Origin of the sequence: Phnomibacter sp. (assembly GCF_036803085.1) — a bacterium.
In the GTDB taxonomy this organism is placed as follows: domain Bacteria; phylum Bacteroidota; class Bacteroidia; order Chitinophagales; family Chitinophagaceae; genus Phnomibacter.
Genome location: NZ_DAIRUZ010000008.1, coordinates 1 through 14,058 on the forward strand (window position 1 = coordinate 1; position 14,058 = coordinate 14,058).

Genomic DNA, 14,058 nt, shown 5'->3' on the forward strand with positions numbered 1-14,058 from the left:
GAAATTTTATTCAACCAACTTTTTGGCCAACTATTTTTTGAAGTTTTTTTTCAAGGCTAACCGTCCTAAAACAGTACCCTATGCCTAAACTCCCTACCCCCCTCATCACCCTCACAAAGATCTCTTCCTAACCCCTCAAAACATACTCGTTTTTCAAAAGCGGACGGCAAAGATAAGGGGGTTTGTGACTTTGCAAAAAATAAAATGGAATTATTGAGGATAGATATTCACAATGCGAAGTGCATAATGCGATGAAACTCCTATCAGATAAGGGTTTCATCGCTATTGGAAGATTCTGTTTGACATTTGATTTTTGGTTTACTTAACAAGTACTATATCTGATTGTGATGAAGAAGATTGTTATAATGATTCATTTAAATGGACTGGATAGGCTTAAGAGTATTACAGTAGCCGGGATAGCCCCGATTGTAGTGGAAAGCCCGAAAGCCGCACAGGCACTGTGTGGCTGAGGACTTGGAACGAAAAGCGGGAGCAATAGCTGAAAGTAGTAATGGCGATGATAGCTCCGCATAAATATTCATGGATAGATGCAAAACAACAGGCTACTGATTGGTAGATGAACCGGAGTTATCGGGGTTTAAGAAGGCCATTGCTGTACTGGACAGCCCTACAGTTAAATAGACTATATCTGAATGGCCTGTTGGAAATGGGACTACTGTAACATGATTACTACATCCTTTTTGCGACTGGCCGGCCACACTTGAAGGTCTGTTATTTTGCCTGCCTGTAACCGGGCTTCAACAGTTGTATTGCCCGGTGCATGCAGTTTGAAATGCACATCTTTTTCTTTGGGCCATGCGGGAAAAAGCAACAACTGGTCGCCATTGATTTGTAACAGCATTTCCTGCAAACCAATCATGCCGCTACCGCCCCAATTGTGGTCGGGCACCCAATCGAAACCAGGGCCCCAAAAAGCAGGAAAGCGGCGGTCGCTATTGCGCAACTTCATGGAGGTAAGCTGCCAGGCATCGCTGGTGAGACCTAATCTCGCAGCCCAAATATTGTCTTGCTTCCAACCCACATGACTACGAAATTTTACCACATTGGTATCGAGATACCAAGTATTCAAAGCCGTATCTAAACCGGGTTTGCCAACGCCGTAACTACCCCATGGAAAAACCGGATACAACTGTGGCGATTCAGTATTGTTGATGCGTTCCCAACTCTTTGCAGGTGCCAAAGTGGTTTTACCATTGAACTGCTGGAAAGAAGGATAAGGAATGCGTTGCAGAAGCTCTTGCACATAGTTGGCTTGCGCATAAAAATACCCGGCTACCGTATCCCTTTCGGGCATTGAATGATGGCGATTTGCAAGCCAGCTATGAACATAGTCAAGAGTACCTACTGCAATATGATACATGCCTGCAGTTGTAGTTATCGAATTGGTAGCCATCTTAAATGTTTCCGCAGCACTACCAGGGTAAATGACCAGCTTGCCATCTGCATCCAACGCTTTACTGCCCCGCTGTTTGGCCAGTATTTGATAATGCTCATCGAAGAAACGGAGACAAGACATGATGAATGGAATTCGGTCTGCAATGTCTCTTCCGGTGTACCGATGTTCTTCCAACATCATCAGGCAAAATTCAAATACGGTGTCCCACTCATATTCGAGCCATGCATTGTACTCCACCCCTTTGTCAAAATCAGCGGGTCGTTTGGTGCCGTACTCAGCATAGTTGGGCAAACCAAAATTTTCCATTTGTTCTGTAAAACAGGCACCGTTATGATTCCAGTAAAACTGCGTTCTTAATTCAGCATTTTTTTGCAGCCGCAGGTAAAAGTTAAGTTGTGGTTGCAGCATGTCCCAATCGCCACTTTTTATCATGGGATAGTAAACGAGACGTTGGTTTTGCGCTGTGTGTAAGCCGCCACCCCAGTTGCGAAAATCGGGTGTCAATGCCAGTTTGGAATCGGTAAAAACAGGATCGACGGTAAGCAAACCGCCATTGAATTTGGTAGGCCATTGCCCCTTGGCATTGCAGGCCAGCATGTAGCGAAACAACTGATAATTTCTACCTACCTGCCAGGCAATGCTGTCTTGCTGCAAGCTATCAATGTAAATAAAACTGCGTTGCCAAAAGGCTTTCCACCATTGCAGCGTTTTTGTTCGGGCCGATTTGTCTTGCAGTGACTGCTGCTGCAATGCAAGCAGGTTATTTTTCCAATCAGCTATGCTGGCTGTTTGCTCATTGTGCAAATACAACTGCAACGAAAATGAAGTGGCATTTGATTGGCTTTTCAGTTGCCATGCTTTATAATCTGTGTGGGCATAAGTGCCGGTATCGGTACCTGCAGGTACAAATTTTTTGCCGGTAAGCAATCCGCCAAAAGCCAGTTGTTTCAATGGATTGTAGAGCTGTGCTTTCACCGGCTGCATACCCTGCTGAGCCACGATGGTATCAAAAATGGTTTGGCTGCTGTTGTGGTGATAAAAAAACACCGCATTTGCTGCAAAGCCAATGCTATCCGCCTTGTACACATTGTTTTTGGGTGCCGCCCATTTCCACGAATTCCCGAAATTTTCTCTGGCTTTTACTATACGGTCTTGGTAACGCCAACTTTCGTAAGCCGCTGTTACGGCTATCTTCCTGTTGCTTTTTACATCAACATGTGCCACGGGTCGAAATACATCTGCCCAAATGTTGACGGTTGCTTTCACCCCATTGTTTTCGCCCGTTACAGACACGTAGCCTTCCTGCAAATGCAACTGTTGAGTAAACGATTTTCCTGTAAAAGGATTTGGAGATAATTGAATGCGCAAACGGCCAGATTTCATGAGTGTATTGTGCTCATCAAAATTGCCGCTACGTGCTACATAGATCAATACATCGCCATTTTCCACCCACACATTCATGCCAATGTCGCCGGCACCACAAGGCATAGATGCACCAGCGTTATCACTGGGCGAATGCCAGATAACATTGTATGCATGCATGGATGGCTGTGCTTGCGACCACAGCATCCAGCAACACAATAACAAGCTTAGTACACCTCTCATTGAACAACTAATTTCACCGCTCCTGTTAAGCCAGCCGTTTGCAATGGTTTGCCTTGCAATCGAAACGGTGCGGTGGTAAAGGTAAGACGTTGATGGGGCGGCAGTTGCGCATCTGCAATCAGGCGGTTGTGCCAAGTGTTGGTAACCTCGATTTCAATCAGGTTTGTACCTTCCTTCAGCACACCGCTAATGTCAAGTTGATACGGTGGCGTCCAGATGGTACCGCAGTCAATGCCATTCACTTTTACCGTGGCAATGTTGTACACCGATTCCAACTCCAGCCATGCCTGTTGAAAAGAAGCTTGCGGTTGCAGGTTTACCGTTTTGCTATACTTCACTGTACCGGAATAATAGCGTACTGCATCGTTTGCAACGGTTGTCCAGCTTTGTAACGCAGCCATGGGCAACGGTGCAGCCGGCCCCGCTTTGGCAGTATCAAATTGCAGCGTCCAATCCCGGCTGATATCGAAAGTTTCTGGTGCTTTGATGGTGGCTAAAACATCACTCTCGGGTGCTGCTTCTTTTTTACAAATAAAGAATACTGCTTGTGCTGCATCCAACATCACATCGACTACAATCCCCTCCTTACTGACGGTGTAGCGATAGTCATTAAAATATTTTCCGGTAACCGGATCAAGTGCTTCAACAGCAGGATAACCCGACCGTAATGTGAAGGAAGATCGAATAGAACGGTATGATTGATTGCTCACAAAGTAAATGTCTGCATCAGGAAGACGACGATGTGTCCAAGCCAGTTGGCCTTTCCCTTTTGTAACGTCCACATCTTTCTGCACTTGCATCAATGGCTCATTCTTTGTCCATGCACCGATGTGCAATTGTCCTTTATACCCGCCAGCTTCTATTACTGAAAATACTTTTCTCAGTTCAGCATTCTCATCTTTCATACCCCGGCCAATAACAGGCGATTGCTCCAATACAATGCGGGCACCTTGCTGTAGCAAACTCAGTATTTTTTTTGCCACAGGCACAGTCATCCACAAATGATTGGGATTGAGTGCATGCTGTGCCGGAAACACCAAAACCGAATAGCTGTTGCCGCCGGGTGTCACCACCTTGTTACCCACTACAGTCATTTGCATCAATACATCGGGGTTAAAAGAATCGTATGCATACCCATTCAGCGGATCTATCCAATTTTCGGGGTCGGCCATGTTCGCAGAATGACTGACACCATCGGGTATGCTGCGCAATGGCTGACCGATATTCGCCAACCGCTGTTGCTCGGCCTGCAACTTTTCAGCCGTCATCAAACCCGGCAGCACATTCACCAACCTGTCTGGCAGTAAGGCCCTGCGTGGCAATGCATCACTGGTAAAAACGGCGATGTCTGTTACCGGTTTGCCCAGCTGCAACAACGCCTGACAACGGCTCAGGTATTCCATCCATGCCTTGCTTTGTTGAAACCAGGTTTGATCTCGTTGAAAATACAAACCCACCCCATCGAGGGTCATGCCCGGCTGTTTGTTCACCCAAGGATTGTGTGCAAACACATGAAACACCAGTTTATTAATACCCAATGCAAACTGCCTGTCGCCAAGGGCTTTCAGCTTACCGGGATGTTCTGTCCAATCCATGCGAACCGTTGTAAAAGATTCGGCCTGCACTATGTTTTTTCCATACATGTGTGCTGCACTAATAGCATCACGCATGTCGTTGGGTTTATCATGCGTAGGACTGTTGTGCCAAAATTCACCCATGGGCAAATCGGCGTACTTAAAATGCGTTAGTCCGTCACTCATCATAGTTGGCGCAATGGCTTCTGCACTCAGCAAACATCCTTTTGCTTTTGCAGCAGCTTTTACCTGCGTGTAAAAAACATCGTTTACCAAATCGGCAATGGTTTGTCTTACATCATGCAATACTTTCTCCGATTTTTCTGCACTATTCACTGGCACACCTGTCATGCACAGCAGCCAGGGTGTGATATCATACCCACGACGTTGTTGAAACGCAGCAGCAAAATTGGCCGACCAGTTTTGACTACCAGCCTCCCAACTATCTACGTGCAACACTTTCAACACCTGCTTTGCCAGCACCGCATTTGTTTTGCTGTAAAACTGACCGAACCAGCTGTTGAGTTGCAACTGCACAGCTGCAGGATTAAACTTGTCGCACTCCAACCCCAAACCTGCACCACCCGTGTAGTTGGTGTGCCCTTGCGAAGTATGACCAATGCGAACAATCATCCAATTGCCCGCAGGCACTTTCCATTGCAAACGACCCTGCTTATCCAGTTTTCCGGTGAGGTTGATGATGCGTTCTTTGGGCACCGCATCTGATACTGTAACAGCACCATCGTAAGTAGCATCAGCCATGCGCCACACCGAACCATTCTTCGATTCGTACTGATGAATTTTTGGCTGATTGCTCAGGTAAATGCCTTTTACTTTCAAAGAAGGTTTCCACTTTGCCGCATCCAAATCTTCTGCACCGGGCAATGAGCCATCTTTATTGTACACAAATCTGAAATGCGTGGCAGTAGTAGCCGGTATGGCATAGGTAAAATTTTCATCTGCATCTTGCCAGCCATGCCGTGGTGCTTGCAACTGAGCAATATCTGTAAAAGTAATGCCATCGTTGCTGCTTTGCATTTTCAACCGCAACGCCTGATAGGTATTGCCACCCGTTTTTATTTCCAAAGAACGGATGGTTACGGAAGTGTCGTAGCTGTATTGAATCCAACACACAGTATCGCTGCGAAAGGTTTGCTGATTGTTGGGCTCACTCAAAAATGATGCATCAGCAGCATTGCTGGTAGAAACAATGGGGTGTAGCAACATCTCATCGGGCACAGCTTTCAGCGGGTAAGCAAGTATGGCTACCTCTTTGTAAAAACCTTTGTACGAAGCAGGCTGCTGCAGTTGAATGTTCGTAGCGCCTTGCTGAACCACCGTATTACTCCACACCAGTTTTTGCATGCTCAGTTCGGGTGTAATCCACGGGCCGCCAGCCAATGCAAAACCATCACTCACATGAACGCCCAGTTGAAGGTTGAGGCGCTTCGCTTCTTGCATGGCAAACTGTACCAGTTGCCACCATTCAGCACTCAGTTGCCGGGCAGTGGGGCTAAACGGAATGTTGGCACTTGTGTCTTTGATGGGCATAAGGTAAGCACCGGCAATCCCTACTGATTTCATGGCTTCCAAATCAGCCGTAATGCCCTCTTTGGACACAGCAGCATGCATCCAATACCAGAACACCCATGGCTTTGCTTGCTGGCCGGGATGTTGGAATGAATGCTGAATAACATCGTTGATTTTCGTTTTTGGCTGTGCCGCTAATTGCAGACTCCACAATAGTAGCCAAGCCATACACATCCACAATTTCTCCAGCCTTATCAGCACTGCTTTCATCATCCGCAAATTTGCTTATTTAAATGTAAGCGTTGATGCACCTTTATCTACCGACGTAGCCACAGCTATACCCCTGTTGTCATTTTTATCGACGGCGCAATAAAAGTGATACGCCACTCCCTTCCATTTTACAACAAAACTTTTGTGTGCATACTTCGCATCATAGGGTTCGGAAGATGCAATGAGATCATCCCCTGTCCAATCTGTCCAATTCACTAAATCGTAACTGCAGGCAAAACGGTTGAAGGTTTCATTTTTTCTGGCTTCCCAAAAAGCCCCGAAATAAAACATCACCCACAGGTCATTTATTTTTTGAATCACCGCATCGCCGGTAATGCCCACACCATGTTCCATTACAGGATGGGGAAGGTAGCGTTTCCAATTCACCATATCATCACTCACGGCCATACCAATGCGTTCAAACCAGCGCCACTTGGGTTTGTTACCACTGCTGTCGCCGTTGGCATTGTAATACATCACAAACTCACTGCCGAGTGTTGTATGCTTATCTCTGATGATGGTGCTTTTGTACAGCTTCCTGTTTTCCCACCAACGTACACCCGCATCTGTATTACTCAAAACGGGCTGCGTCAACCTATTCCATTCATGTGGCTTGGTTGGGTTTGCGGAAGTATTTGCAATACCAATGGCCAACGGGCCGGCTTCGTAACCAAGGTCTTTACCGCCGATGTAACTCATCCAGTATTTGCGTTGGTATTTTTCCAGTTTGTAATTGCCGCCCCATTGGGTGTTTTGCAATGCAATGTATCCTGCTTTCTGGTTACTGTCCCACCCGATAGTTTTCGGGTCAGTGGTATCAGAAAAGCTCATGAGCTTGCCGAGTGTTGTCCACTGTAATAAGTCTTTGCTTTTAGCCAGCCAAGTTTCATAACCACGACCATCAAATTGAATGTAAGTCATGTACCAGGCATTGCCCTTTCGGAAAACGGATGGGCAATCGATTTTCTTCGTCTCATTTTCAGGAGTTACAACAAGACCATATTTGAACGGCGTCTTTACTTCCTCATATACTTTCTGCATCACATCCTGCGGTACTTGCGCATGAACTACAAAGGCACTAAACACACTAAGCAACACGAATAGCAGCTTTGTGCAACTTCCCTCCTTTGTGCCTTCGTGGTTCATCCTTTTATTGAATTTCTCTTGCTCTCTCACCAGCTGATTTCTTTTTTGCGTTGAACGGAACTATGTAAAAACTGTATTGATAATCGTTCGGCTTTATTTGATATTGCTCCAACGGTGCAGCCACATCGCTCCAGCTATCGTTGCCGCCCACGCCCATTTGCATCAAATCTACATTCATCGTAATATAACCTGCAGGCTTTAACTCATGGGTATGTTTGGCTGTGGTTAAGTTGGCAACGCTATAAGGCCATACACTCATGCTCAGCAAACTATCCGCCACAATCAGCAATCCATTCTGCGCATTTCGCTGCTGTGCAAAAAACCAGCGAACATCTGTACGGTTGCTGTTTTCTTGCGGCACCACGTAGGGCTGCAAAAAAGCAGACAACGATTGCTGATACACTGCCACAATCGTTCCATATCTTCTGTCGATGTAATTTTCCATTGGGCCACGACCCCAATATTGCAATTGTTGCAACGAAGAATCGATGCCCATATGCAACCCTACTTTGGGCATGTTGGGCAAACCATGCTTTACCTGCAAACTGTAATGCACCTGCACTACTCCATCTGCAAAAACTACATAACGAAGTTGCACCTGTGCACTATCGTTTATCAATGAGAAACCACAACGAACTGTAACTGTGTTATCCGCATCTTGCTCCAACTTCATGCCGGTAGATTGTAGTGTATACTCATACCAGGGTTTTAACTTGCGGTGAGGCTTCCAACCACGACGGTCGTTATCAGTAAGCGGTCGTTTGAAATTGGGCAACAGCGGCTGCTTGATGTACGACTGCCCGCCATGTACCAGCGATGACAATGTACCCTGATGTGCATCAAAATACAACTCCGTGCCACCGGCTTTCACCGTGATACCAGATGCATTTTGCTTTACCTGTATGCCAGTTTTACTATTGGCCACGTATGGTTTTCCTGATGACCCAGACTGCAGCAACAATTGAGATGACGCCACTTCATGGCCAGCATTCGCCCAAGTTGTTTGCTGCTGCAATACAAAAGCGATATTGACATGATACGCTGCATGTAGATCCAACTTTGGTAACCATTGCGCAATGGGAAAATTGGCCGTAGTACCCGGTGCAATATCTATACCGCCAATTTGCTTTGATAAAACAGGTAAGCCATTTTGCAACACTTGCAGTGTAGCTGTGTAAGTATTTGCATTCAGCACCTGACTGTTATTGATGATGCGAAGCTGCTGTTGTTTGGCATCCGCCCATTCCACATCAATGGGTTGAAAAATGCGTTTGCATTCGTACATAGCCTGCTTAGGAGTACCATCTGCATCTACAATGCCTTTAATGGTAAAATTGTCGAAATACTTTTCGCCGTAATCACCACCGTAAGCATAGTATTTTACTCCTGCTGAATCAGTTTTCTCTAAGCCTTGGTCTTTAAACTCCCAAATGCAACCACCAATCACTCTCGGCAAGCTTCGCCACTGATCCCAAAAGTCTTTGAGGTTACCTGCACTGTTGCCCATGGCATGTGCATACTCACAAAAGAAGATGGGCCGATGATCGCCGTTGTTTTGATTGACCAACAATGGCGCTGTATAATCAGACGGATACATACGGCTCACCACATCCACATAATATTGGTCGAGTGGGTTTTGTATGCGGTGCGAATGATCGTTTGATTTGAGATAGCGGACATCACTTGGATCGATATAACCTACAGCTTTGGGTGAACCCATGGCCGGTTCATAGTGCAAAGGCCGTGACATATCAAAGTCTTTTATCCAACCTGCCATAGCAGCATGATTAGGTCCGCTGCCAGCTTCATTACCAAGGCTCCACATGATAATGGAAGGATGATTTTTATCCCGCAAAGCCATGCGGCTCACCCGCTCTATGTAAGCGGCCGTCCATGCGGGGTCATGGTCCAGCTTGCCACCCAAACCATGTGTTTCATGGTTGGCTTCATCAATCACCATGATACCCATTTCATCACACAAATCAAGCAGATAAGGATCGGATGGATAATGGCTCAACCGCACACAATTAAAATTGAATTGCTTCATGGTACGGATGTCTTGCAAAATATCTGCTCTCGACAACGCTTTCCCTTTTACGGGATGATGATCGGGCCGGTTGACACCATAGAGATACGTGAGTTTGCCATTGATCAACAACTTGCTGTCGTGTTGCCGAAACTCAACAGACCGAAACCCAAGTTTACAGGTTTTTACCTCCAACACATTGCCCGTACTGTCTTCGAGGCTCAACAATAGTTTGTATAAATAGGGCGATTCGGGGCTCCACTTTTTTGGTGCAGCAATGGTTGTTTCCAGCAAACCAAATTTCACCCGGTCTAACCGTGGATGAATTTCATTGATGATATCGTCCACAGATTTCTGCAATGGAGCAGACAATACCGGTTGATTATCGGCCGTGTACAATTGTGCTTTTAGCACATAGCCGGGCATGTTGGCACCTGTCAGGTTTTCCATGCGTGGCCTGATGCTCAGAATAGCATCCTGATAATTGGAGTCGAGTGTGGTTTGGTAAAAGAAATCAGCAATGCGCAACCGTGGTTCTGCATGCAAATACACTTCGCGGTGAATGCCACTCAATCGCCATTGATCCTGATCTTCCAGAAAACTTCCATCGCTCCAGCGAATTACCCAAACGGAAATGATGTTTTCTCCAGCCTGCAAATACGGCGTAATGTTGAACTCACTCGGCAAAAAACTATCTTCTGCATAGCCACAAAACTTTCCGTTGATCCACAGTTTGTAAGCAGAACTGACGCCGCCGAAATGCAAGGTAATGTTCATGTCCTTCCAATTTTCGGGCAGCACAAAGCTGCGCTGGTAACAACCTACCCCATTGTAATCTTTTGGCACATACGGAGGATTGACCGGCCGAAATGGATACACAGCACTTTTGTAAATGGGTTTGTCGTAGCCATGCATTTCCCAATTGGCCGGCACCGGTATCTTGTTCCAGCCCTGCACTTTTTGTTTGTAAAAGTCAGCTGGCTCATCGCCGGGCTTCAAGGCAAATGCAAAATCCCATTCTCCATTCAGCGACAGGTAGCGGCCGCTCTTTTCCCGCTGCCCCTGCAAGGCATCGGCTGTGTTGGCAAATGAATATGCCGTAGCCCTCGAAGCCTCTCTGTTGATGCCGCTCACCAAAGGATCTTCGTACGGTTGGCGGTTGTAAATGGAAGGAGCAACCGGCACCGCAGCAGGCGTTTTATCAACCAGCTGTGCTTGTACATGCACGGTGCATACGAGTGAAAAAAGAACCGCAAATATTGAACAGAATTGTTTGTACATGTTGGTTTGTATTGCTCAGTATTGAACAGAAACTTGAAGTGTGCGACGCAACGCAGATGCCAACTGCACGGCTGCTGACATCCACATTGTATTACGCTATAGCAGTCAAATGCTCATCCTTAAAAGTGAAGCCCCAACCCGGGCGGTTGTGCGGCAATGCAAATCCGTTGTGAAACTGAATGGGATGATCTATCAACGGATCTATCCAATCGAATGACTCCACACCGGCGCCATTGGCAATGGTGCTGAGCAAGGGCACATCATAATCTTTGTAGTAGTGCGGCAATACAGGCACGTTATACGCAGCTGCTAAAGCCGCACTGTTGCGCCAGGCTTCTACGCCGCCAAGCCGCAATATATCGGGCTGCCAAATGTCGAGGGCATTGCGTTTTAGTAATTCCCGCAGCGGCACGGTGCTGTATTCTCTTTCGCCCATGGCAAGAGAAATGCCCGCCTGATGACGCAGTATGCTATAGCCTTCATAGTCGGTATGGTCAATGGGTTCTTCAAACCATTGAATACCGATGTTGCGGGCAGCACGGGCCAGCGCCAATGCATTGGGTACATTCATGCCCTGGTTGGCATCCATCATGATATTGATGTGTGGCCCCACCGCTTCACGAACCAACTGCAATCTTTCAAGGTCTTCCCGCCAATCGGGTTTGCCTACTTTAATTTTTACAGCACCAAAACCACGGGCAGCATAGCCTTTCACTTCATCCAACAATTCGGCTTCGGTGTAACTTATCCAACCACCGCTACCGTACGCTGGTATTTTTTGTGCCGAATGGCCCAACACTTTCCAAATGGGTTGCTTGAGTATTTTGCACCACGCATCCCACATGGCCATGTTGTAAGCCGCCTGTGCCCAACGGTTGATGCCTTCGTGCCCAAAGTATTCGTTGGCATGATTCAACTTCATAAATACCTTTACGGTAGCGCAAACCTCTTCACCGATTAACAATGGTCCCTGATCTTTCAGCGCACCAATAATGGCTTGCGAACTGTATTGAAAACTCAACAGGTAGGCTTCGCCCGTGTGACCGCTTTGGGTATGCAATCGCAGCACCACAAATGAGATTTCGGAAAGCGTATGCGTAGCATCGGCAATGGGCTTTTGTAATGGCGCAGTTGCCGTAAAGATTTCGAATTGTTTGATGGTCATTTTACTTAATTAATCTTTCGCGGTTAACGAACAACAGGCATCCATACAGTCATATCAGTTTTGCCACGGTTGGCCCAGGCATAATATGGAATGAGTGTAACGGCTGCAGCTTTCAGCTGATTATTCAATGGCTGATACAGTGCATTGCTCCAGGTTTGTGGCGCTTTCACTTTGGCCGTAGTGGTAAGGGCTGTAACCGTGCTGCCCGCAATGGCCAATGGCTTTGTTTGCCATACAGCACTGGCCGGAATGGCCACATCAAAAATGTTGTGCTGTGGCAAATCGGCAGACTCCAGACAGTATACGATGGGGCCACGTTTTACTGTAACCTGACCACGGGTTTCCTCCACCAGTGGATTGCTTTCCAGCAATGTCACCGGCATATCCAACCGCAATTCAATCTTGTCTCCTTTTTGCCAGCTGGACTTTACACCAATGTAACCATTCGAACGGTCTACTACATTGTGTGGCACTTTCCCATTTACAAGCAACGTGTATTTGTTGCACCAACCGGGTATGCGAAAGAAAATGACTGCAGATTTTGATAATGACTGTTTGATTTGGATAGCAATATTTCCCTGCCATGGATAGTTGGTTTGTTGCTCCAAAATCATTTGTTGCCCATCTTGTAAAGTGGTAGACAACTGACTGCCTCCATACATGTTGATGTACAAACCCTTTTTTCCAATGCTGTACATATAACTGTTTATCTCGGCAATGGTACGTACCACATTTGGCGGACAGCAGTTGGATTTGCTGATGTATGGAATGCGGCCACCTTCCCAACGCATGTGATACGGAAAGCGATCGGATGCTGCCAACGGATTGGTATAAAAATAGTTGCCGCCATCCAGGCTTACGCCACTCAACACACTGTTGTACAAAGCCAGTTCAACAATGTCTGTATACTTCGATTCTCCCGTGAGCAAAAACATGCGCCAGTTCCACAATACATTGCCAATGTTGGCACAGGTTTCATTGTGTGCGGTGAGGTTGGGCAGTTGAAAATCACGGCCATAAGATTGATGCACTTTCTGAACCGTATCAGGTTTGTACGAAGTACCATCCACACTTACGCCATCATACAAAGCACCACAGCCACCTGTTACATACATTTTGCTGAGGATAACATTATTCCACAACCGGTGAAGTGTGGTGAGCAAACTGGCATCGCCTGTTTCGGCATACACATCGGCTACACCTGCCAGCAAATAATTGGCACGTACTGCATGGCCGGCAATCTTTTGCATATCGCGGAATGGTGCCCGGTCGCTGTTATCATCCGTGCCTTCTACAGTACCCCGAATGTTGATAAGGTGCACCACCAAATCGAGGTATTTTTTTTGCTGTGTGGTACGATACAATTCTGTCAACCCCATGTAATGCGAAGGGCAAATAGCATTGCGTGCCTGCTCTGGTGTAGCAGTTTTGTAAAAGCCAATTAAAAAATCTGCTGCTTTGCTGGCGATGTTGAGCAAGGTTGTTTTACCTGTTGCTCGATAATGCACACAGGCCGCCGTCATTAAATGACCAAAGTTGTACGCTTCGAAACTCAACTGGTCATCAAACATTTTTTCGCTGCCCGTTTTGCGCTGTTCAATAATGTTTTTGGTATAGATGTAGCCATCGGCTTTTTGTGCTTTGCCAATAACGGCAATGGCTTCATCCATCCATGCTTCGAGCTTTGCATCTTTTGTGCTGGCATACATGGCAGCCACTGCTTCCAGTGTTTTATAAAAATCGCCATCATGAAAAGATGGGCCACGAAAGCGGCCGGTATCTAAACCCGCTGCTACTCGAAAATTCTGAAACGAATAGCACATATTTTTGCTCGTGTATGTTTGCCAGAGTTGTGGCAACATAGCATCGCGGCAAACAGCAAAGCGTTCTGCCCAAAAACCTTTGGTCCATTGCACATCGCTTATGCCTACACTGTTAAGTGCCGCCTTTGGACTATTGCCAGTACTCACCAATCCGTTTTGTGCCAGTAGCGACAGCGGCAACAATAACACAGCGAAGAACAATTTGTGTACGGGTTTCATGA

General features: G+C 46.5%; 6 protein-coding genes. All 6 read right to left on the minus strand.

Annotated features, from left to right (window positions below; all coding sequences use genetic code 11):
* Positions 1–673: 673 nt before the first annotated feature.
* Positions 674–3,022 (minus strand): DUF5703 domain-containing protein, encoded by a 2,349-nt coding sequence (locus V7Q13_RS14590; protein WP_333801402.1) that lies wholly within the window; start codon positions 3,020–3,022, stop codon positions 674–676.
* Positions 3,019–6,354 carry a glycosyl hydrolase gene (locus V7Q13_RS14595; RefSeq protein ID WP_333801403.1) on the minus strand — a complete coding sequence of 1,112 codons (3,336 nt, stop codon included), beginning with the start codon at positions 6,352–6,354 and terminating at the stop codon, positions 3,019–3,021. The genes V7Q13_RS14590 and V7Q13_RS14595 overlap by 4 nt, the downstream gene beginning before the upstream one ends.
* A 57-nt stretch (positions 6,355–6,411) precedes the next feature.
* Positions 6,412–7,542: a glycosylase gene (locus V7Q13_RS14600; protein WP_333801404.1), complete on the minus strand. Its 1,131-nt coding sequence runs from the start codon at positions 7,540–7,542 to the stop codon at positions 6,412–6,414.
* Positions 7,543–7,546: 4 nt separating this feature from the next.
* On the minus strand, positions 7,547–10,849 hold the full coding sequence (locus V7Q13_RS14605) for a glycoside hydrolase family 2 TIM barrel-domain containing protein (RefSeq protein WP_333801405.1): 3,303 nt from the start codon (positions 10,847–10,849) through the stop codon (positions 7,547–7,549).
* Positions 10,850–10,940: 91 nt separating this feature from the next.
* A complete protein-coding gene (locus V7Q13_RS14610) occupies positions 10,941–12,014 on the minus strand; it encodes a mandelate racemase/muconate lactonizing enzyme family protein (protein WP_333801406.1) in 1,074 nt (357 codons plus the stop codon).
* A gap of 23 nt (positions 12,015–12,037) precedes the next feature.
* Positions 12,038–14,056 carry an aceric acid hydrolase gene (locus tag V7Q13_RS14615; RefSeq protein WP_333801407.1) on the minus strand — a complete coding sequence of 673 codons (2,019 nt, stop codon included), beginning with the start codon at positions 14,054–14,056 and terminating at the stop codon, positions 12,038–12,040.
* Positions 14,057–14,058: the final 2 nt, after the last annotated feature.

Bases quoted from the DNA above. Each gene is read 5' to 3' on its own strand.
- V7Q13_RS14610 (WP_333801406.1), bottom strand. From the start codon at position 12,014: ATGACCATCAAACAATTCGAAATCTTTACGGCAACTGCGCCATTACAA.
- V7Q13_RS14605 (WP_333801405.1), bottom strand. From the start codon at position 10,849: ATGTACAAACAATTCTGTTCAATATTTGCGGTTCTTTTTTCACTCGTA.
- V7Q13_RS14590 (WP_333801402.1), bottom strand. From the start codon at position 3,022: ATGAGAGGTGTACTAAGCTTGTTATTGTGTTGCTGGATGCTGTGGTCG.
- V7Q13_RS14595 (WP_333801403.1), bottom strand. From the start codon at position 6,354: ATGGCTTGGCTACTATTGTGGAGTCTGCAATTAGCGGCACAGCCAAAA.
- V7Q13_RS14615 (WP_333801407.1), bottom strand. From the start codon at position 14,056: ATGAAACCCGTACACAAATTGTTCTTCGCTGTGTTATTGTTGCCGCTG.
- V7Q13_RS14600 (WP_333801404.1), bottom strand. From the start codon at position 7,542: ATGAACCACGAAGGCACAAAGGAGGGAAGTTGCACAAAGCTGCTATTC.